21 protein-coding genes are annotated in these 22,861 nt (G+C 36.7%); 1 reads left to right on the top strand and 20 read right to left on the bottom strand.

Annotation, left to right across the window (positions count from 1 at the left end):
* Positions 1-28 precede the first annotated feature (28 nt).
* On the top strand, positions 29-760 hold the full coding sequence (locus NOX80_RS07480) for a tyrosine-protein phosphatase (protein ID WP_256552668.1): 732 nt from the start codon (positions 29-31) through the stop codon (positions 758-760).
* Positions 761-817: 57 nt separating this feature from the next.
* On the opposite strand, the gene NOX80_RS07475 is transcribed toward NOX80_RS07480, so the two are convergent.
* The 20 genes from NOX80_RS07475 to NOX80_RS07380 form a co-directional block, all read right to left on the bottom strand.
* Entirely contained in the window at positions 818-3,184 is a 2,367-nt protein-coding gene (locus NOX80_RS07475; RefSeq protein ID WP_256552667.1) for a GumC family protein, read from the bottom strand.
* A 6-nt stretch (positions 3,185-3,190) separates the two neighbouring features.
* Positions 3,191-3,970 carry a polysaccharide biosynthesis/export family protein gene (locus NOX80_RS07470; protein ID WP_256552666.1) on the bottom strand — a complete coding sequence of 260 codons (780 nt, stop codon included), beginning with the start codon at positions 3,968-3,970 and terminating at the stop codon, positions 3,191-3,193.
* Positions 3,971-4,007: 37 nt separating this feature from the next.
* Entirely contained in the window at positions 4,008-5,987 is a 1,980-nt protein-coding gene (locus tag NOX80_RS07465) for a polysaccharide biosynthesis protein (RefSeq protein ID WP_371926082.1), read from the bottom strand.
* A gap of 44 nt (positions 5,988-6,031) precedes the next feature.
* Positions 6,032-7,192: a DegT/DnrJ/EryC1/StrS family aminotransferase gene (locus NOX80_RS07460; protein WP_256552665.1), complete on the bottom strand. Its 1,161-nt coding sequence runs from the start codon at positions 7,190-7,192 to the stop codon at positions 6,032-6,034.
* 142 nt (positions 7,193-7,334) lie between these two features.
* On the bottom strand, positions 7,335-7,907 hold the full coding sequence (locus tag NOX80_RS07455) for a sugar transferase (RefSeq protein ID WP_256552664.1): 573 nt from the start codon (positions 7,905-7,907) through the stop codon (positions 7,335-7,337).
* Between the two features lie 48 nt (positions 7,908-7,955).
* On the bottom strand, positions 7,956-8,600 hold the full coding sequence (locus tag NOX80_RS07450) for an acetyltransferase (RefSeq protein WP_256552663.1): 645 nt from the start codon (positions 8,598-8,600) through the stop codon (positions 7,956-7,958).
* 1 nt (position 8,601) lies between these two features.
* The gene (locus tag NOX80_RS07445) at positions 8,602-9,204 is read right to left on the bottom strand and encodes a sugar transferase (protein ID WP_256552992.1); all 603 of its coding nucleotides are present in this window, start codon (positions 9,202-9,204) and stop codon (positions 8,602-8,604) included.
* Positions 9,197-10,402, bottom strand: a complete 1,206-nt coding sequence (locus NOX80_RS07440) for a glycosyltransferase family 4 protein (protein ID WP_256552662.1) — start codon at positions 10,400-10,402, stop codon at positions 9,197-9,199. Before NOX80_RS07440 ends, NOX80_RS07445 begins: the two co-directional genes overlap by 8 nt.
* A gap of 24 nt (positions 10,403-10,426) precedes the next feature.
* Entirely contained in the window at positions 10,427-11,560 is a 1,134-nt protein-coding gene (wecB, locus tag NOX80_RS07435; RefSeq protein WP_256552661.1) for a non-hydrolyzing UDP-N-acetylglucosamine 2-epimerase, read from the bottom strand.
* Between the two features lie 25 nt (positions 11,561-11,585).
* On the bottom strand, positions 11,586-12,704 hold the full coding sequence (locus tag NOX80_RS07430; protein ID WP_256552660.1) for a polysaccharide biosynthesis C-terminal domain-containing protein: 1,119 nt from the start codon (positions 12,702-12,704) through the stop codon (positions 11,586-11,588).
* A 9-nt stretch (positions 12,705-12,713) separates the two neighbouring features.
* Complete coding sequence (locus NOX80_RS07425; RefSeq protein WP_256552659.1) at positions 12,714-13,130, bottom strand: WxcM-like domain-containing protein; 417 nt, start codon at positions 13,128-13,130, stop codon at positions 12,714-12,716.
* Positions 13,131-13,141: 11 nt separating this feature from the next.
* Positions 13,142-14,158, bottom strand: a complete 1,017-nt coding sequence (locus NOX80_RS07420; protein WP_256552658.1) for a polysaccharide biosynthesis protein — start codon at positions 14,156-14,158, stop codon at positions 13,142-13,144.
* The gene (locus tag NOX80_RS07415) at positions 14,145-15,278 is read right to left on the bottom strand and encodes a glycosyltransferase family 4 protein (protein WP_256552657.1); all 1,134 of its coding nucleotides are present in this window, start codon (positions 15,276-15,278) and stop codon (positions 14,145-14,147) included. Before NOX80_RS07415 ends, NOX80_RS07420 begins: the two co-directional genes overlap by 14 nt.
* Positions 15,278-16,261 (bottom strand): glycosyltransferase, encoded by a 984-nt coding sequence (locus NOX80_RS07410; protein WP_256552656.1) that lies wholly within the window; start codon positions 16,259-16,261, stop codon positions 15,278-15,280. Before NOX80_RS07410 ends, NOX80_RS07415 begins: the two co-directional genes overlap by 1 nt.
* Positions 16,258-17,709 carry a hypothetical protein gene (locus NOX80_RS07405; RefSeq protein WP_256552655.1) on the bottom strand — a complete coding sequence of 484 codons (1,452 nt, stop codon included), beginning with the start codon at positions 17,707-17,709 and terminating at the stop codon, positions 16,258-16,260. Before NOX80_RS07405 ends, NOX80_RS07410 begins: the two co-directional genes overlap by 4 nt.
* A gap of 3 nt (positions 17,710-17,712) precedes the next feature.
* Positions 17,713-18,684, bottom strand: coding sequence for a CgeB family protein (locus NOX80_RS07400; RefSeq protein ID WP_256552654.1), 972 nt, complete (start codon positions 18,682-18,684; stop codon positions 17,713-17,715).
* The gene (locus tag NOX80_RS07395) at positions 18,681-19,901 is read right to left on the bottom strand and encodes an oligosaccharide flippase family protein (RefSeq protein ID WP_256552653.1); all 1,221 of its coding nucleotides are present in this window, start codon (positions 19,899-19,901) and stop codon (positions 18,681-18,683) included. The genes NOX80_RS07400 and NOX80_RS07395 overlap by 4 nt, the downstream gene beginning before the upstream one ends.
* Positions 19,902-19,979: 78 nt before the next feature.
* Entirely contained in the window at positions 19,980-21,260 is a 1,281-nt protein-coding gene (locus NOX80_RS07390; RefSeq protein WP_256552652.1) for a nucleotide sugar dehydrogenase, read from the bottom strand.
* Positions 21,261-21,278: 18 nt separating this feature from the next.
* Positions 21,279-22,247 carry an SDR family oxidoreductase gene (locus tag NOX80_RS07385; RefSeq protein ID WP_256552651.1) on the bottom strand — a complete coding sequence of 323 codons (969 nt, stop codon included), beginning with the start codon at positions 22,245-22,247 and terminating at the stop codon, positions 21,279-21,281.
* Positions 22,248-22,321: 74 nt separating this feature from the next.
* Positions 22,322-22,831, bottom strand: a complete 510-nt coding sequence (locus NOX80_RS07380; RefSeq protein WP_256552650.1) for an ArsR family transcriptional regulator — start codon at positions 22,829-22,831, stop codon at positions 22,322-22,324.
* Positions 22,832-22,861 lie beyond the last annotated feature (30 nt).

The raw sequence follows: 22,861 nt of genomic DNA, 5'->3' as shown, positions 1-22,861 counted from the left end.
TCCATCATGAAATGGTTATATTTGCATTATGTTATCATTTTTCAAATCCAAACCTCATTTAGAGGAAATTATACCTCAGGGATATATCGATATTCATTCCCATTTACTTTTCGGAATTGATGACGGAGCTCAAACCGTTGAAGATACTTCTTACTTATTGGAATCGTGTCAGAAATTAGGTTTTTCCCAAATGATCACCACGCCACATACCTGTAGTTCCGTTTGGGAGAATACCCGTAAAGGGATTGAAAATAAATTAGATGAAGTCCGACAGCTTTTACCCGAGCATTCAACCTCTCTGAATCTTAAAGCAGCTTCGGAATACATGCTGGATGATACCTTTGTTAAATTGTTTCAAAACGAAAAGTTGCTTACTTTAAAAGACAACTACGTTCTAGTAGAAATGTCCTATATCAATCCGCCGATTCAGTTATTCGATATTTTATTCGAACTACAAGTGACCGGTTATCAACCTGTATTGGCTCATCCCGAACGTTATAATTTTTACCATAATAATTTTGAGGCTTATAACAAACTAAAAAAAGCCGGTTGTTTGTTCCAGGCTAACCTGCTATCAACAGTTGGATACTATGGTGAACATGTTACTAAAGCCGTTGAAAAATTATTTAAAAATGATATGATTGATTTTACCGGTTCGGATATTCATCATAAAAATCACATTGCCTCTTTTTCTAAAAAGATAAAAGTCGACGAGCAACCTCTTGTTGCTGCGATGAAACGAAACGTCTTTTTCCAATAAAAACTAAAAAAGCCCTTTTATATAATATGAAAGGGCTTTTTTTATGATTGTATTTTATTATCTGCTAAATGGTTTTTTCCACCATGGTTTTTCTTCTTCGATATCGGCACCGTAACCGTATCCATAACCGTAACCTTTAGTGGTATCTGTGTCATTTAACAAGAAACACATGTTTGGTAGTTTTTTCTCTCTATAGATTGTTTGCGGTACACTCAGCATACGCTTATCAAGATAATTGGCACGAATTACATAAATAAATACATCTGCCAGATGTGCGATTAACAATGTATCGGTTACTAAACTTACCGGAGCGGTATCCACGACAATATAATCGTATTCTTTTTTTAACTGATCAAAAAGTGCATTTACCTTTTTACTCATCAGTAATTCTGCAGGATTCGGAGGAATCACCCCGGAAGGCAATACATAAAACTCTTCAAAACCGCTATGTTTAATAATATAGTCATTAATATTATCTTCTTTAGACGATAGATAATTGGTCAATCCTTTAGCCGGAATCGTGATATAATCATCTAGTCTCGGGTTACGGATATCCATACCGATCAGTAATACTTTTTTTCCGGACAATGCAATTGTAGCCGCAATATTCGCCGTAATGAACGTCTTCCCTTCTTTCGGGAATGTTGATGTCAGGAAAATTGTTTTAGCTTGTCCTTCCGGAACATGATTCAACATAAATTCCAGATTCGTTTTGGCGATTCGTAATGCTTCGGCAGCACTACTTCTACTTGTCGTTGTTATTAATTCATTAGCCGAAAGCGACTGTGGTATATCGCCCAAAAACGGTGCTTTGATTTTCGCTTCTATATCCTGACGTGTTTTCACTTTCGTGTCTAACAAATCCATCAAATAAACAATACCGAAAGGAATTAGCAAACCGATCAGTAATGCTCCTAAATAAATCATATTTTTTTTAGGTGAAACCGGTATATCCGAAGCTTTGGCCGCATCAATAACTTTTGCATTCGGAGCTGTTACCGCTAAAGAAATTGCGGTTTCTTCTCTTTTTTGTAATAAGTATAAGTATAGGGACTCTTTTATTTGCTGTTGTCTTTGTAATACTCTAAACTCTCTTTCCTGAGTAGGAATACGGGAGATACGTCCTCCCAACAATCCTTCCTGACGATCTAAATCCCGTTTTTTAATTGTTAAAGCCGATTGCATTCGGGCAAGACTTTCATCAACACTTATTTTCAGCGCAGCAATTTTTTCATCCAGTGCAATAATCACCGGGTTATTCGGTGTCGAACTTTTTAATATACGGTTTCTTTCCAGTACCAGTTTATTATAATCATCGATGGATGATGAAGCCGTAGCGTCAGTAGTAAGATTACTCGGTAGCAGGTCTCCTTTTTTACTGTTTTTCAGGAAATCTTTCATAGAAGCCACCACTTTCATCTGGGTTTCGGTTTCTATAACATTCTTTTCATACTGGCTGGCATTTTCAAGAAACAATCCGGCTTCAGAAGCAATATCAGTGATTTTATTTTCTTTTTTATAACCTTCTACATTTTTCTCAACACCGTCCAGTTCCTGCGTAATCAATTCTAAACGTTGCGAGATAAAACGGGATGTATTTTCGGAGATAAAATTTTTATCTGCTATAGCATCTTCATTATACATTCTAACCAAAGCATCTAAAAAATCTTCTGATTTTTCTTTTACAGGATCGGTTAACGACAATTCGATCACGCTGGTATTTTTACTCAACGGACTAACCATTAAACGCGCTTTAAGGCTTTCCGTCACTTTTGTCAACGGTACTATTTTCACTCTTGTAAGTGAAGACTTAACTGTTTTATCATGATTGAGTTCCGAATAAGCATCATTCTTCTTAACGATAAAATCACCTGCTTCTGATTTTATTGTAGTTCCAAAAGCATATTCCCCCAATTTTTTATCTTCATTCGAAATCGTAAATTTATTATCGGAATGATTTTCTATTATAAAGTTGAATTCTTTTTTATAGAAGTCATCTTTTTTATTCAGAAACACCACTTCAATCGGTGCTTTTTTATACAGGAATGTCGATTTAACTCTTCCTTCAGCGATATAATAAATATTCAGGTCAAGTCGTTTCACTACATTTTCAACCAGTGTTCGGGACTTCAAAACCTCTACTTCATTATCGACATTACTTTTTACACCGGTTAGCATACCGATATCGGAAAAGGCAGCCAATTCAGAAGCAATACCTCCTTTTTTATCATCTTTAACTAAAATAGTCGCTACTGCTTTGTAATTGGGCGTGGTATAATAACGTAAGTAAAGAAAAGCAACTACGAGTGCCACTACTGCGCCAACAGCAAACCAGTGCCAGTAAATCAGGTATTTATCAATTTGTTCCCTGATGGAAAAGCTGCTGTCATTCTGTTCGTCGATAGTATTAAATTCCTGATTCATCTATAATTATCTTGTCGTTAGGGCAACGATGGTTATTAATAAAGAAATTGCTGAAATAGCTACTGTAATATTAGGTCCGATTACCGATGAGTTGACTTTGGTTTTATTCGGTTCCACATAAACCACATCGTTTTGTTTCAGGTAATAGAATTGCGTATTAATAAAGTCAGGATTCGTCAGGTCAATACGTGTTGTCGTTACTTTTCCTTCCATTTCGCGAATCACAAGAATATTATTTCGTTTGCCGTAAACCGTAAGATCGCCCGCCAGGCTCAACGCTTCCGGTAAGGTGATTCTTTCCGACTGAATCGGATAAGTTCCCGGTCTGACTACTTCTCCCTGAACGGTTACTTTATAATTCAGGATCCGCATATTGACAGTCGGGTTTTTAATATAATTCCCTAACAGGCCTTTTAATTTAGTCATGGCTTCACTTCGGGTTAATCCGCCCAATTTGATATTTCCGATAACCGGAAAGGAAATTTCACCGTTTGAGTCAACCAGATACGTTTGAAGACGCGGTTGACTTGCGGCAGTTTCGGCAGTGTTTTGTATTGTAACGGCATAGAGATTAAAAGGTGCCGCAACTTCCGGGTTTTCTGCCGATACAATAATCATCAACAAATCGTCCGGTTGTAATTTAGGTTCAAATGTTATGGAAGATCCTTCTCTTGAAAACTGGTCAATATTTTGATAATAAACAATGTCTTTTTTTTGTGCGCAGGAGGACAAAAATAAAAGAGCTCCTATAGCCATAAAACAAAAAAAACGAGAAATTCCTTCCATAAATAATAAATTTTGCGCAAAAATACGCGTTTGATTTTTAATTAACATCCAAAGTCGAAAACGAAGAGTTCATACTTCTGAATTCCGGCACAATGGTTTTCATTTGCATTACAATACTGGACAATTCCTGCCCTTCTTCGGTCATATTGATTAATAAATCTACGGATTGAGAGATTGATTCAAACGTATCAAAAACTTCTATGGCCACCATAATTTTCTCATGATGTGTCGGCAATGTTTTAGACGAATCATTTAATAGTTCTTCGTATAATTTTTCACCCGGGCGCAATCCGACAAATTCGATTTTAATATCCTTATCCGGTTGTAATCCGGCCATTCGAATCATTTTACGGGCCAGATCTATAATTTTCACCGGTTTTCCCATATCGAAAATATAGATTTCACCGCCACTTCCCATTGCTCCGGCTTCCAATACCAACTGGCATGCTTCCGGGATTGTCATGAAATAGCGTATGATTTTCGGGTGTGTAATCGTTATCGGTCCACCATTTGCAATCTGTTGCTTGAACAATGGTACTACAGATCCGTTTGATCCCAAAACATTTCCAAATCGGGTGGTAATAAATTTCGTTTGTTTTAATCCGTTGCTATGCAAATGCGAATTTAATGTCTGCACATATTTTTCTGCGATTCGCTTACTGGCTCCCATCACATTACTTGGATTTACCGCTTTATCGGTCGAGATCATTACAAATTTTGCCACTTTATAAGCAACTGATAAATCGGCCAGATTTCGGGTTCCCATTACATTTGTAAAGACCGCCTGAATCGGGTGATCTTCCATCATCGGAACATGTTTGTAAGCAGCAGCGTGAAACACAATATCCGGATTGTATTTAGCGAATATGGATTCTATTTCTTTTTTATTCCGTATATCCGCTACAAAAGAATGGATCATTACATCCGTTTTCTTTTTACTTAATTCCAGTGTTAAATGGTATAACGGCGTTTCAGCCTGATCGATTAACACGACTCTTTTAGGAGAAAAGGCAATTACCTGGTTGACAATTTCACTACCGATGGAACCGGCAGCTCCGGTAATTACAACGGTTCTGTCATTTATTTCCTTTTGTATCGCCGTATTGTCCAGTTTGATTGGTAACCGTTCCAGTAAATCTTCAATCTGTATGGATTTTACTTTTTTAGAGATATCTTTCGCATCAGACCAGTCGGCAACAACAGGAATTGTGTATACTTTAAATCCGTATTCCAAACATTCATCCACCAATTCCATCTTTTTATCCTCCTCCATGTCATTCGTTGCCAGGATCAACGTATTAGCACCCAATGATCTTAAAATCACCGGTACACGCTTCCGAATTGTATAAATAGGCAGATCGAGAATTCTTTTTGTGGTATTGGATTCATCATGATCAATAAAACCTAACAACTTGAATCGTTGTGGTCTTTCTGTACGTAAAGCATTCGCTACTGCAATTGCATTAGACTCCGTACCGTAAATCACGGCTCTTTCCAGTTTTATTTTTTTAGACTCGGTTAAATAATGCTCAAAAATTTGTTTCACTACGATCCGATACAGGAATAATCCCATAAAGGAGATAATGATATTAAGCAACAACCGGGTATTCAGGAATAATTTATCGCCTATAGCCTGTTCGAAATAGACATTGATAAAAAACATAACCAGAAAGGTAGACGATTGTGCAAAGAACAAACGAATACCATCGATAAAAGTTGAATGTCTGATAATTCCGGAATAAGTACGGAACAGCCAAAAGAAGAATACGGTTACCGAAAGGTACACGGAAACCACGTAGATGAACTTATCTTTATCCAACGCAAGTCGGAACTGGATTCCTAAACCATCCAACAAGAAATAGCTGATCACCGAAGCAATCATAACGACGGTAATGTCTATAAACAAGACAATCCATCTAGGCAAATAGCGTAAACTTTGCAAAGAAAAATCTTCCCTAAAAGTTGATGTGGCCTGTTGTAAGTTAGAGTACAGACCGTGCAACACACTATTTTTCAAGTTCAACTGTATTTTTATTCATTAATTTTTCTGATTTAGACGGATTAAAATGCTTCTGAAAGTTTTGTCTTAAAAAACTTATCAAGAACTGTTCCAATCCTTTTTATTTCGGCTTCCGTCATATTCGATCCGGATGGCAAACACAATCCGTTTTTAAATAAATCTTCCGCTATCGTTCCTCCGTAATAAGGTGCTTTTTCAAACACCGGTTGCAGGTGCATTGGTTTCCAAAGTGGTCGGCTTTCAATATTATCGGCTTCCAACATTAAACGCAATTCCTCTGCAGCTGTATTTCCGTAAACAGACGGGTCAATATGAATAGCCGTTAACCAATGATTAGAGAAATAATCATTATCAGGCTCCTGCAATACGGTTATACCTTCTGTATTTTTAAAGTATTCGGCATAATATGCGTTTACTTTTCTTCGCAATGCCACATGCTCGTCCAGTACTTCCATCTGCCCTCTTCCGATACCGGCACAGATATTACTCATTCTGTAATTATACCCGATTACGCTATGTTGGTAATGAGGTGCTTCATCTCTTGCCTGTGTGGAAAGGAAAATGGTTTTCTTTTTTAATTCCGGATCTTTTACTACTAAAGCACCACCGCCGGAAGTGGTTATAATTTTATTTCCGTTGAATGATAAAATCCCGAATTCTCCTAAAGTTCCGCATGCTCTTCCTTTATAGGTACTTCCAAGAGCCTCGGCACTATCTTCAATTACCGGTATGTTGTAGGCTTCAGCAATTCGGTTAATCTCATCTGCTTTATAAGGCATTCCATAAAGATGCACCGCAATAATTGCTTTTGGTTTTTTCCCTAAAGCGATACGCTCCTTAATTGCGTTTTCCAATGCTACTGGACACATATTCCAGGTTTCCGGTTCACTGTCGATAAAAACAGGAGTTGCTCCCTGATAGGCAATCGGATTTGCAGAAGCTGAAAATGTCATCGACTGGCAAATTACCTCATCTCCTTGTTGTACACCCAGCATAATTAACGATAAGTGCAGCGCTGCCGTTCCTGCGCTCAAAGCAGCAACTTCAACCTGACCTCCCAGATATTCCTGTAATGTATTTTCGAAGCCGGTAACGTTTGGTCCCAACGGAGCAATCCAGTTACTTTCAAAAGCTTCATTAATATATTTTTGCTCTGTTCCGCCCATATGGGGTGAAGAAAGCCAAATCTTAGCAGAACTCATTTTTTTCCATATTTATTTAAAAAAAGAACAATTCTTTTTGCAAAAATAATTATTCTTTTCTCAATGTTAACATTATACTTATTTATATAGTGTGGTAAAACCTGAATATTATATAAAAAACCTGTTTAAATAATATTTATTTTTAACAAAAACGTAACAATGTGTTAAATATTACTTTAAGATCCCCTATAAAGCTGCGATTATAATAATAATGCAAATTCATTTTTATTTTATCCGGAAAAATAACCTCATCATTAAATTTCTCAGGATTGGGAATATTTTTTAATATTTCTTCTTCATTTGAGTACTTAATACTCGCTTCTGAAGTTAATCCGGGTTTTAATTCTAAAATTTTACGTTCGTCTCCGATCAACTTGTCGTAATAACCGGGAATATCCGGTCTCGGTCCCACAAAACTCATTTGTCCGATCAAAATATTAATCAATTGCGGCAATTCATCCAGTTTATACTTTCGAAAAAAGGCGGAAACCGGAGGAATTATTGCTTTGACTTGATCTGTGTCGGCAGCAAGAAAACGCATTGTTTTTAATTTTATTATCGTAAAAGGTTTTCCATATTGTCCGATTCGTTGCTGAAGGAAAATTCCACCGGATCGTGTTGCCCAGGCTGAGATCAACCATGTGAGCACTAAAATGCCGGAAAAAGCAATCAGTAAAAGCAATGCAAAAACAATATCAAAAAGCCTCTTTATCATAAAATTCAAGATTTACAATCTTAGAATTGATTTACCTTCTTTAAACGTTTATTCATGAAACTTGATCGGTTTTGCCGGAATACCTACAGCTGTACACTTTTCAGGAAGGGATCGGGAGACGACAGCTCCAGCTCCTACAATAGTTTCGGTACCAATTTCCAGTTGATTAATAATCTTGGCACCGGTACCTACATAAACTTTTTCATTTATCAGTACTTCCCCGGAAATATTAACAGCCGGCATAAAAGATGAAAAAGCTTCGATTCGGGTATCATGTCCAACTGTACACATCAGGTTTAATGTAACAAATGCTCCAATATTAATATTGCAAGTAAGGATACATCCGGCACAAATGATTGTACCTTGTCCAATAGTTACGTCATCTTTTCCGATAATGGCTCCAGGATGTACTATTGTAGGATATTGAATATTGGAATTATTTATTTTTCCGACGATCTTCATTTTTAATTTAGGATCACCAATACCCATAGCAATACACAACGGTTCCGAAACAGCGTTTAATTCTTCAACACCTCCCAAGACCGGATAGCCGTTTACTATTGTTCCTTTTGCTACTCCGTCATCATAAAAACCGACAAACTGAAATTCCGGTTCTCTTGCATTAATATCATCAAGAATTGTTTTTACTTCTCTGCCGAAACCTCCGGCACCGATAATTGCTATATTTTTCATCTTAATTTCCTTTAAATGCTTCGGTTGTAGCCATTCCTTCAGCAGCTATTCCTTCTCTTATAAACACTTTTTTTACTGTTAGCAACATAATTTTCAGGTCAAGTGCCAAACTAATATGCTCGGTATACCATACGTCATATTCAAATTTTTGCTGCCAACTAATAGCATTTCGACCATTTACTTGTGCCCATCCGGTAATCCCCGGTTTAACCCAATGTCGTTTCTTTTGTGTTTCATTATACAAAGGTAAATATTGCGGAAGTAACGGACGTGGTCCTACCAAACTCATATCGCCTTTTATTACATTTAACAATTGTGGTATTTCATCTAGTGATGTTTTACGTACAAAACTTCCTACACGAGTCATCCGATCAGCATCCGGTAGCAAATTACCGTCCGGATCTTTTTTATCATTCATTGTTTTGAATTTAATAATCCGGAATAATTTTTCCTTTTTCCCCGGTCGAATTTGATAGAAAAAAGGTTTACCGTTATTCGCAAAATACAACGCAACACATACAACAATAAACACCGGACTAAGCAGTAAAAAACCAATTAGTGCCGCTATAAAATCCAATAGCCTTTTAATCCCGTTTTTATACATTTTGTATTCTTTTTTGGATGAGTTCATAAGAGTGATCTACTTTATATTCCCTTTGTAACAGGTTCCATCCGTTTGCTCCCATCATTTCACAGTTTTCATTACTACATATAGCCTGAATCGCATTTTGCATTTGCGTATTATCCCCTGAAATTACCCAATGCCCGCATTTTTCCTTTTCTATAATCTGTCCGATGTCCGTATTCGGGTCGGTTGCCGCAATAACAGGAATTGCCATTTCCAGATAGGACAAAAGCCTTGACGGGAAATTCGGTATCGTAAAATCCTTATGCAGAAAAATCAATCCGACATCACAAGCTCTTAGTAATGTATCATAATCATTTTTAGGCAATCCTTTTAACAATTTAGCATTGGTCGGCTGCTGATCTGAAAACCATTTACGAATACTTTCATATTCTGTTCCGGAACCTACAACCAAGAAAAACACTTCTTCAGCTGTTGTTGCTTTTATTGTTTCCAACAGAAACCCGATACCTTGCGGTTTTCCAAGATTTCCTCCGTAAACTAAAATCCGGGCGTTAACCGGTAGCTCATATTTTTTCCGGATTGCAATTCGTTCTTCGGTCGTTATCTCAGCGCGAATCGGTTCAATCGAATTCGGATTCACCTCTATTTTCGATTCGGCTATTTTAGGATTATGTCGGATAATATAATTTTTATTGGCATCAGACATACAACCAATCGTATCCGACAACGCATATAACTTCTCTTCTTTTTGTTTAAAGAACCGATGTAAAATCCCGTTTTCCCGCAGCATTTTCATATCAACTGCATTTTGCGGAAAAATATCTTTTAATAGAAGATAAGCAAAGGCATTATCTCTTTTTTTGACAAATGAAATTACTTTTGAGAACGTGATCGGCGGTGTGGAATACAAAACCAGATCAAATTTCTCATTTGCAAAATGATTCCGGATAGCATTGAGATACTGGTATTCTATCGCCAATGTACCGATCCCTTTTTCGACCAGATTGGTTTTTTGCAGATTAAACGTTTTCACATTTAAAATTGTCGCTCCTGATTCTTGAACTACTCCGGTTTTTTTCTTTTCCCGGCGTTCAAAAGGACTAACGATATAAACATGATGCCCTTCATTTCTGAATTTTCGCAATAAGTCCGTGTAAATACCCCGTTCATCTAACGTTGTAATACGGGCCAATGTCAAAAAAAGTATGTTCATTTATTTTTTCTATTTAATCCCGGTTTATTCTCCCCAAACTACCCGTTTGATATAGCTTGTATAACTCAAAATGATACGTACCATTTTATCCGAAACATTTGGCATCGAATAATCCGCAACCGGTCGGAAACTACGTTCTTTTCCGATTTTCTGATATTGCAATTGTGTTAATCCCTGCATAATTCTTTCCGGATCCAGGCCAACCATCATCACCGAGGCTTCTTCCATTGCTTCCGGACGTTCGTGTGCGTCTCTTATATTAAGTGCTCTGAAATTCAATATTGATGATTCTTCCGAAATTGTGCCGCTATCCGAAAGTACAGCGAAAGATTTCATCTGAAGTGCATTATAATCATTAAAGCCTAACGGTTTCAAGAACTGAACTTCCGGGCGCATTTTAATATTTTTCTTTTCGATCATGTTTCGGGTACGAGGATGCGTACTCACAATAATCGGATATTGGTATTTTTCGGCGATACGGTTTAAGGCTTCCATCAAACCGTTAAAATTTTTCTCGCTGTTGATGTTTTCTTCCCGGTGTGATGATACCACAAAAAACTTACGTTCTTCCAATTTCAGGCGATCCAATACATCCGACTGCTCGATTGACGGCAGATAATGCATCAGTACTTCATACATTGGCGATCCGGTTTTAATAATTCTGTCAGCCGGTAAACCTTCACGCAACAGATATTCCCTTGCAATATCACTATAGGTTAAGTTGATATCCGATACATGGTCTACAATCTTACGGTTTGTTTCTTCCGGTACACGCTGATCAAAACAACGGTTTCCGGCTTCCATATGAAAGATCGGAATATGTCTTTTTTTAGCCGGGATAGCACAAAGGCAACTATTGGTATCCCCTAAAACCAAGAAGGCATCCGGTTTTTCACTTTCCAGTAACGGATCAATTTTAATCAGGATTTGTCCCACTGTTTCGGTTGCAGTTGCACCGGCAGCATTTAAAAAGTGATCGGGTTTACGAATACCCAGATCATCAAAAAAGATCTGATTCAGTTCATAATCATAATTCTGTCCGGTATGCACTAAAATATGATCAATTGCTTCAGAATGATCTAATGCAGCCATTACTCTGGATAAACGTATTATTTCCGGGCGCGTTCCCACGACCGTCATTACTTTTAACTTTGTCATCTTTTATTATTTTTCCAAATCCAAATTATACATTTTCGAAATAGGTATCGGCATCTTCCGGATTATACGGTTCGTTAATCCAGAAGTTTGTATACAATACTTCCTCGCCTATATTTTTTATATTATGTGTATACCATATCGGCATATCCACATAAGCCGGTTCTTCTCCGTCCAGGTAAAAATCCAACACTTCATCGGTTCCTATTTTTCGCAACTGAATCAGTGCTTTTCCTTTGATTACGGCAAAGCGTTCAATTTTTCGGGTATGATAGTGATTTCCTCTTGTGATATCCGGAACAGTTGTTGAAAACGATACTTGTCCGCCTATTCCCAATCGGATTACCTCAACAAAAGAACCTCTCGGATCCGTGTGCTGTGTAAACTTAACTGGGAAATAATTTTTAATATCCATATAACAACGATAGGTATTGAACAAGTTTAATTCGAATGTATTATGCAACTCCGGAATTTCTCCTTTATCCTGATATAGTTCCTTATAGCTTTTTAATAATCTTAAAATTTCGGAAACTTTGGCCTCAGCCGTATGCTCCACATTGCAATACGGTTCGTGTTTCTTTTCGCGGATTTTTTGCAGAATCACATTAGCCAGTTCGCCAACATAAATTAACTTTAAATCGCCGTCGATCTGAATCTGCGGTGTTTCACCGTTTGTTATCTGATGCGAAAAAGTAGCTACCACCGAATTGTAAAACGGTTGTCCGAACGGTCCGAAAACATTTGGGATTACCATTCCGGTAAACGTAGCTCCGACTACATCCGCCCAATTACTTAACAATTCGCGTCCTTCTTTCTTCGATTTTCCGTATAAATTATCGCGCACTTCCTGAGACGACGACGACATCAATACGTGAGCCTTGCTTCCTGTTCGTTGTAATGACGCAACCAACTTTTGAACCAATTCTACGTTGGTAGTATAAATCACCTCCGGATCTTCATGTCGGTTCATTGCAGCCAAATGAACAATTACGTCACACTGTGCTACAAAAGCATCTAATGCTTCGTTATTCTCAAAAAAGTTTTTTTGAAATTCGATACGTTCGAATTCTTCGTTATATAATCCTATTGTATTAAAAAGGTGTGTTCCTACGAACCCTTTTTGTCCTGTGATACCAACTTTTAGCATTGTAGTTGTTTATTGTTCAAAATAGTCTTTATCAAATCTGTATTCGTCCTTAACTTCTCCCCAAAGATAATCGGCCATTACCAATAATTTAGAGCCTTCTTCTATCGCCTGAATACTGCTCACATATCCTGCGGGAACGTGTACGATATCCAATGCACCTTCGCTGAGTTCAAAACAGAACGGTGTCAGGTTTTTGCCTGGATTATCCCAATTATCAATTTCAATCAGTTTAATCTCAAATTTTCCTGAAGTTGCGGCAAACCATCGTTGTTCAATACGATGACCTGTCCACGCTCTTATAAATTCCGTATCCGTATTTTCTATGCAATAAATTCGTTTAATAACCGAAGCATCAAATCCGTTATTAAATGATAGTTTTCCTCTTGTGTCCGAAAAAAGATCGCCTTTAAATAGTTGCGGTTTCATCATTCTCTTTATTAAATTTCCTCTCCGAAAACTTCTTTTCGGATTAACGGCAATTGTGCCAACAAGCGTTTCATACCTTCCACATCCTGTTGTTCGGTATTATGGGAATGATAGTCTTCCACTTTTGAGACATCCTGTTCTCCTTCCGAGAAATATTTAGCGTAATTCAGATCCCGGTTATCGGCCGGAATACGATAGAAATCACCCATATCTTCCGCTTTTACCATTTCCTCACGCGTACATAAGGTTTCGTATAATTTTTCACCGTGACGTGTTCCGATAATTTTGATTTCATTATCGGCATTGCACATTTCTTTTAACGCCTGAGCCAGATCACCAATGGTACCGGCCGGTGCTTTATTGACAAATAAATCGCCCGGATTTCCGTTTTCGAAAGCAAACAATACTAATTCCACCGCTTCTTCCAATGACATCAGGAAACGTGTCATACCCGGATCGGTTATTGTAATCGGTTGTCCTTCTTTAATTTGTTTCAGGAAAAGCGGAATAACGGATCCGCGGGATGCCATCACATTTCCGTATCGTGTCAGACAAACCGTTGTATCTTTTAAATCCCTTGAAGCAGCAATTGCTACTTTTTCCATTAAAGCTTTCGAAATTCCCATTGCATTAATCGGATAAGCCGCTTTATCAGTACTTAAGCAAATCACTTTACTCACACCGTTAGCAGCTGCTGCATCGATTACGTTTTGCGTGCCGAATACATTTGTTTTCGTTGCTTCGATCGGGAAAAATTCACAAGAAGGCACTTGCTTTAAAGCAGCTGCATGGAATACATAATCCACACCACGCATAGCTCTTTCAATACTATTATAATCCCGAACATCGCCGATATAAAACCGGAGTTTATCATTTTTCAACTGGTTTCGCATATCATCCTGCTTTTTCTCATCGCGTGAAAAAATGCGGATTTCTTTAAAATGATCGGTATGTAAAAAACGGTTCAAAACAGCATTACCGAACGAACCGGTTCCTCCTGTTATTAATAGTGTTTTATTTTTTAACATTTGCGTACTTTTTATATTCGTTAATCCAACGATGTATTTGTGTTTTTATATCAAATTCGTTCTCAATCAATTTTACAGCGTTCTTTCTTAATTCGGCATACGTTTCCGAGTCCAATTGTAAGAGTCTGTCAATATGTTGTCCTATAACCTCCGGATCGTTAGCGATATGATAACCGCATTTATAGTTTTCCAGGATTCCCCATGGTGTTCCTAACGAAGCCATAACCGGTGTTCCCTGATTGAGCGACTCTACGACAACATTACCAAAATTTTCCGTTTCACTCATTAATAAAGTAAAATAGGATTTGGCATAGATTCGTTCTTTTTCTTTACCGACCAAGTGTCCTTTAAATTCGACTTTATCTTCCAGTTTTTTTTCCTGAACCAATTTTAAAAGACTTTCATAATACGACTTGTGTCTTTCTTCGTATTTGCCTACAATAACGAGTTTCGCGTTGGTTGTTACAAATGTAGGACTTAAGGCTAATCCTTCTATAATTTTATGCAGGGCTTTAATGGGATGAATTCTTCCGACATAAAGCAATTGTTTTTCATTTACGACTTCCGAAAAGCGTTCTGATGGTTTGATCAAATTTGGAATCTGAATAATTTGCGCATTTTGAAACACTGCTTTTGTATCGATTGCTTCCTGTTCGGATGTACAATGAAACACTACGTTTTTGCACATTCTTTTATAAAAAAACAATAACAGCTTCTTTTTTCTACGGCTATAAATTAAGGCTCCCTGATTTAATTCTCCCCGAACCGACCATATGATTTGTTTTTTACGGTCGAAAGTCCGCGTATAAAAAAACACGATTATTGATAACAGGTTAAACAGGCTGTTTAAATGAATCAAGTCATTTTTCTTAACGCTTTTTAGGGCTTCCATTATCGTACGCGGGTTTCCGGATCCGCCTTTGCCGTAATATACCGTTCCGCATTTTTCGGAATAAGCTGTATCACTTTTTACCTGTCCTTCTTTTATTCCTATTGTTGTTGTCACAACCTGAGCTGCAATATCCTGTTTCGCTAATTCGCAGGTATGCCAATACACCGTATTACACGGCCCTCCTATTTGAGAAGGATAAAATGCACCAATGGGGAAAAATATTTTCACTATAGCATTGATTTATATAGATTCTTATATGCTTTTATAAAATTGGATTCAGAAAATCGTTCCGTATTCTTATATCCCTTTTCTTTTAAATCGTCACTATTTATTTCTTTATTGATCAATAATAATAGTGCCTTTCGAATCGATTCTATATTATAAGGATCGACTAGTATGGCTCCGGTACCGGCTACATAAGGCATTGCCGTTGTAGTGGAAGTTATCACCGGAATTCCTAATGATTGCGCTTCAAGAATCGGTAATCCGAAACCTTCTTTTGTTGAAGCAAAGTATAAAACATCCGAAGCTTTATATTCTGCCTCCAATTCCGTTCTTGATAAATCGGATACAATCGAATAGTTGATTTTTTTACTTTTCAATTGATCCATTATGGTGGGATTCTGTTTTCCGATGATTCGGACTGAAACACCTTCAACACCTTCTATCGCTTCTATTAAACGTCCGATATTTTTATTTGTATTACCTCCGATACAGAGTATCTGAAAGTTATTTTTATCTTTTTCCACAACATCGGATGCCGTTGTTTCAAACTTTAAAAACGAATTCGGAATAACAACAATTTTCTGTTCCTTAATCCGGAAATGTTTTTGCAGTTGTTCTTTTGTATAAGGAGATATTGCTACAATCTTTTTGGCTGCTTTCAACGGCAAATAAAACCAGATTAGCCCATATATAAACTTTCGGATTCCTTGTAATTCTTCATAATGGTTTAAATCATGAATCGTTATAATACTTTTTTTCCAGAACAACAGAAAAGCAAGATAATGGACATCACCGGTAATATGAATGAGTTTGGGTTTAATCTTTACTCCAAAACGGATAATTCGGATTAAGTTTCCAAATGAATTTAAATTCTCCGGCAATACAATTTTCTCGATTTCATCATCTTGATCCAGCGGGCTAAACAACGTTTCTATACTATAGCGTTTGTTTTGCGGGCTTCTATATACTAATCCGGTCTTATTCATGATACTTGCCTCGTTTTTGTTAGTACTTGTTTTTTAATCATAAACTTATAGAACAAAAAGCAGATCAATATCTGATGCAAAACAGCGGTTATTATAAAGTAAATATCACTTTCTACTTTTAATAAACTGACCAATATTCCGATGTATAAAAGCAATCCGAAAAAATTAGTAACGCCCAGGTTATACTGAAAATAGGAGATAAAAAAACCAAACAGTAAAAAGGCAAAAAAGACATATACCAATCCACCTTCCAAAAAGGCCCATCCGTAAGTTGTAACGGTTAACGAATTGGTTGAATATCCGAAAATCATCTCATTTAAAATGGCTCCGTTTTCTGATTTCGGTTTGTCAGGGATTACAAATCTCGGCAAAATCCATGCAACCGGCAGATACACATAACGATCCATGTGTTTATATTGCTTCCATTCTCCTTCTTTTTCAACTGCATAAATCAGATATGGAAATAACGAAAGCCGGTCTGAAAAATTTTCACTACCCTGATTCACATTTTCGGAAAAGCTAAGTTCCATTGTTTTAGCTAATGCCAATCCAAAAGCTTCATTTTTTTTCAGATTCGGATAGCCGTTAAGAATATCTCTGTAATTATTATTCAAAGGATAAACCAATAAAAGCGCTATAAAACCTATATATATTAATTTTTTAGGCAGTTTTCTTCCGGCCAGCAAATATGGAATCAACACAATAACAACGGGAACAATTATCGCTTCTTTCATTCCGGTTAAAAAGCCATACAACACCTGTATAAAGAAGAAAAACCAAAATACAATTCCGAGATATTTGTTTTTCGTAGCATATTGGTATTTAAAAATGGCTAATACGGTTAAAAATAAATTGGTAAGAATAAATACAATCTGAAATAAAAACGAAAGATCCGAAGTCGTATTTTCCTGAAAAGTCCCATATCCCACCTGTCCGCTTAATACCAGATAAATCTGAATAAAGGCTAAAGCTATTGTAAACAGAAAAAAGAGATTCGGGCTTCGAAGATCATATATTATTTTTACCTCCGGATTTTTTTTACCTCCGGATTTACGATGTTGCAACACATATAAAAACTCACTGATTTTTAAGGCAAATAATCCTGTTAATATGGTTATTATTCCCAGTAAAATAAATTCCGGTTTAAGAATGTAACCGTTAAAATTTTCCTGTCGGTTTATATTTTTTATGATTCCAAAAAAATTGATTATCAAAACAAAAAAGGTCGTTAGCCGGAACCAATCGAGTAAGGTCGGTCTTTTATTCCGGTACCAGTTATCGACAAATGAAATCAACGTCATCTGGATTACCAGAGCACATAACAAAACACTGATTACAATTTCATTATAATGTTCGCCATTAAAAAAATAGACCAGAAAAAACAGATAAAAAACCCAGATAAAGGATTTAATTAAGATATAGGCTTTATTTGATAGTTTAAAATCCATTCTTTACTCCAAAATAGTTTTTATCAGTTGTTTATAAGTATAATTTTCCTTGAAATGATTCAGGATAATATCTCGTAATTCATAGCGTTTTTCCGGTTTGTTTAAGTAAAAATGCATTAGCTTTTTGGCCTCATCAATACTTTCAAAGCTGACCAATTTCGGATCAACCGGTAACAATTCTTTTAAAATCGGTTTGTAATCACAAATCTGAAATGCTCCGGCTCCGCTAATCTCAAAAAATTTATTATTTACCGATTCAATTTCGGCATAGTGAAAATTATTGAATACGATTTTTGCACCATTTAGGATTTTTGCTTTTTCTTCTCCGTAAATCCCTCTGTTCTGATACTCAGTCTCCAGAAACGGATCAAAATATTTGGCTTTATTTCCGAACAAAGTCAACTTAATTCCATCTTCTTTCAGCAAATGCAACATTCGGTTTCTGTAAGGATATAAGTTTCCGAAACAAAGAACATCGATATCAATTTCTTTTTCCAATTCCATTGCATCCATAATTGGTCTTTTATGAATTCTGTCGTTAAACGCTTCCGAATACAATCGTGCATTCAGATTGAGTTTATTCTTCATAAAGCTCACCATATAAGGATCTTTTGTAAAATAAACATCATAAGGTTCTACGAATAATTGCTGATTTTGAAGTGTTGTTAATTGATCCGGATTGACATGAATTATCCTGATATTTTCCTGTTTGATGGCTTTTACCACAAAAGGATGAATATGCCGGTATACGCCTATTACAAAATCAGGGCCAAATGCCAATATATTTTTTAGCAATTTTCGGTTTTTCTTGTCCACATAAGCCGTACTGATCAACGACAGTCCCATATCCATTCTTCCTGAAAAGACCGATTCATAATCGAAGATTTTGGCTTCATGCCCCTGAACCAACAATTCATCCTGGATATGAAACTCCAGACTGTCAAACTTGGCTGAACCTATAATTGCAATTTTCATAACTTTCTATAATAATATTGTATAACAATAAACCGAATACCAAATGCGATTAAAGTAGCCATAAAAGCTCCGTTTAAACCATAAATCGGTATTAATAATACATTTAGCAATACATTAAAAATGGCTGATATTATGTTACTGTATAAGATAACTTTTGTTTTACTTTCGGCATAAAATATAGTCTCATACAAATAAACCAGTGTTAAAAAGAAGTATGCTAAAGCGATCCAGAAGATCAGATAAAATCCGGATTGATAGCTTTCTGATAACAGCAACTTACCGACAAAGTCTTTTAAAAGGTATATTGTCAATAAAACCGGTATCGAAGCTAGCGTATAGAGTTTCGCGTATTTATTTATGGCTGCTTTCCTTACCTGAATCGTATTTTTATTATATACATTCGGAATCAATAAGGTCAGGAAAAACGGATTTAAAAGGATAAAAAACTTAGATCCGACCGTATAATTGGCATTGTATATCCCTACTTCTTTAACATCTAAATAATACTCGATCGCAAACCGGTCGAAGTAGTTATTCATCCACGACCAAAACGCCAATATTGTCAATGGCCAGGCATAAACGCTATATTTTTTGAAGAATCTTTTAAAGGAGACTTTGTAAACATTTGAAAATTTAAACCGGTAATACGGTAAAAACAAAAGTCCTCCGATTAAGAAACCAATTACCTGAACCAACCATAATATTGAGGAACCATCGGAATATTTATAATTGATCAGGAATAAAACTCCTAAAAAGAGTAAACCGCCTAAATTTTTCAGCAGATTACTAACTGAAAACAAATTCAATCGGTTTTGAATATTAAAGTAATCCGAAATCAGATTAAACAATAAATTCGACGGAATCATAATCGCCAGAATCAGGAATAAATAATAATCGATACCGTAATTTAATGCAAAGACGATTAAAAGAGCACTATAAAAAACGATCATCAACAGGATCGCGAGGTAAAGAAAAAACTGGTATCCCAATTTGGGCAAAAGTGTTTTCGAAACCGTTTTCATATACTGGATAAAAGGAGACACCAATAATGTCATGAAGAAAGTATACACTGCAAATTGCAGGTTAAATAATCCGAAATCAGCGGGTGTAAAATAAATAGCAATAATTTTACCTGTTACCAAACCGATAACTGCAATCACAATTTGTGACAGCAACAGAAAAAACCGCTCTTTATTTTGCAATAATCTTTTTATCAAAATAGTATTATTAATTGTAAATCCTGACGCTCTCCCGTCTCATTGAACTCGTTTTACTTCGAGTTGTTTTTGTATTCTTTACAGACAGCCGTCTACTTTTTCTTTTAAAACTCCTTTTACATCATACAGAATACTATTTTCTGCCTGTAATGATTTAAAATCTACGGTTAAAAATTCTTTATGACTTACACCTAAAACTACCGCATCAAATTTTTCTGCCGGCAATTCGGTTGTCATTTCAATGTTATATTCATGTCTTACCTCATCGGCATTCGCCCAACAATCATATACCGTCACTGTAATTCCGTATTCTTTTAATGAATGGATTACATCCACAATTTTGGTATTTCGAACATCCGGACAGTTTTCCTTAAAGGTAATTCCCATCATCAGTAAACGTGCTCCGTTAACCGAAATGCCTTTTTTAATCATTAACTTAACCACCTGAGAGGCTACGTATTCTCCCATACTATCGTTTAAACGGCGTCCGGCCAAAATGATTTCCGGATGGTATCCTTTTTCCTGTGCTTTCTGTGCCAGATAATACGGATCGACACCGATACAATGTCCGCCTACCAATCCCGGTCGGAACGGTAAAAAGTTCCATTTGGTTCCGGCTGCTTCTAAAACAGCCTGCGTATCTATTTCCAGAATATTAAAAATTTTAGCCAGTTCGTTGACAAAAGCAATATTAATATCACGTTGTGAATTTTCGATCACTTTAGCGGCTTCAGCTACTTTTATAGTGGGTGCCAAATGGGTACCGGCAATGATTACACTATTGTATAGCTCATCTACTTTTTGTCCGATTTCCGGAGTTGAACCGGAAGTAATTTTCAGGATTTTTTCAACGGTATGTTGTTTATCTCCCGGATTGATTCGTTCCGGAGAATATCCGGCAAAAAAATCATCATTGAATTTTAATCCTGATATTTTTTCCAATACCGGCACGCATTCTTCTTCTGTAACACCCGGATATACGGTAGATTCATAAATTACGATATCACCCTTTTTCAGCACTTTCCCGACTGTTTCACTGGCTTTATAAAGCGGTGTCAAATCCGGGCGATTGTGTCGGTCTACCGGAGTCGGAACGGTAATTATATAATAATTACAATCACTTATATCTTTCAGATCGGCCGAACAAAACAATCCTTTTCCGGTATTGTTATCCTGATTAACCAATACTTCTTTTAACGTTGCTTCATCAACTTCGAGTGTTGTATCTATTCCGGAATTCAGTTCTTCAATTCTTTTCCGGTTGATATCAAAACCAACAACAGCATATTTTGTAGCGAATAATCTTGCGAGTGGCAAGCCTACATATCCTAAACCTATAACAGCAATTTTAGTTTCCATGTAAATCGTTCGATAATTTTATTTTAAGTTTTCCCAATACCAGGAAACGGCTTTTTTTAATCCTTCTTTTATTGAATATTCGGGTGCATACCCTAATAATGTTTTGGCTTTATCAATACTTGCCAGAGAATGTGGTATATCACCGGCACGATTAGGTCCGTATACGATTGCAACATCGGCAATTTCCGGATCCTGCTCCGAAAGGTATTCTTTTAAATAGGTTACCAGTTGCTTTAATGTTGTTCTATCACCATAAGCTGTATTATACACTGTATTTACAGCCGCTTTATCAGTGGTTTTCAGTGCCCGTTCGTTCATTTGTATTACGTTGTCGATATAGGTAAAATCTCTTGAAAATTCACCGTCACCGTTAATCACCGGACTTTCGTGATTCATAAACTGCATAACAAACTTCGGAATAACAGCCGCATAAGCTCCGTTCGGATTTTGTCTTCTTCCGAAAACATTAAAGTAGCGCAACCCGATTGTCTCTATTCCGTATGTTTTACTAAAAACATCAGCATATAATTCGTTTACATATTTAGTAATTGCGTAGGGCGACAACGGTTTCCCTATACAATCTTCTACTTTCGGCAGACTTTCAGAATCACCATAAGTCGACGAACTTGCGGCATATACAAATCGCTTAACTCCGGCATCTTTGGCAGCTACCAGCATATTTAGAAAACCGGACACATTGACTTCATTTGTCGTAATCGGATCATCAATAGAACGCGGCACCGATCCTAATGCGGCCTGATGCAATACATAATCAACTCCTTCTACAGCTTTTTTACAAGTTGCCAGATCCCGGATATCACCTTCAATAAGTGTAAATTCAGGGTGGTTCAAAAAAGGCGCAATATTATGTTTGTAACCGGTTGAAAAATTGTCCAGGCAAACCACGGTATGGTTTTTACTCAGAAAATATTCAACCAGATTGGATCCGATAAAACCCGCTCCGCCGGTAATTAAAAGCTTGCTCATTTTAAATCGTTTTTTCAGGTTTAAAAGTTGTTGTTCAACTATTCTACCGGACAATCGCATAGGATTAGCAAAGATTAATCTTCACTTCCAAAAAGCAATAATCCTTTTTTATCAAAATTATCCGCCAGTATAAATCTTACTTTTCGTTTAATTTCTCCTTCAATTTTATAGGCTAACTGATCGACATATTCTTCATTTAGCATTTCGCCTACTAATACCACTTCAATCGTTCCGGTGTCTCTCCCCTCTGCATAATCACCAACTAAATACACTTTTTTTACAGCTCCCATTCGTTCCAATATTGTAGCAACAATCGTATCGAGTCCTATTGTTCTTCTTACAACACTTTGAAGTAACGAAAAAAGCGGATGATTGGTATTGGCCCGATACGAGATTGTATTCCGAACAGCTTCTTTTTCCAGGTAACCGGCTTCCGAAAGGTTGTTCAGTTCTTTACGTATTGCATTGGTTGACTCACTGAACTCCTCAGCCAATCCTCTCAAATGTCCGTGATTAGCAGCATTGATAAAGAATTTAAGCAACAACCGCAATCGGGTTTTCGATGTTATTAAAGATTCTAACATACTTACAATTGTGAGCAACAAAAGTACTCG

This window comes from Flavobacterium cerinum, assembly GCF_024496085.1.
GTDB classification, from domain to species: domain Bacteria; phylum Bacteroidota; class Bacteroidia; order Flavobacteriales; family Flavobacteriaceae; genus Flavobacterium; species Flavobacterium cerinum_A.
The sequence above is the reverse complement of the archived record's forward strand: the minus strand, read 5'-3'. Positions and strand labels throughout refer to the sequence as shown.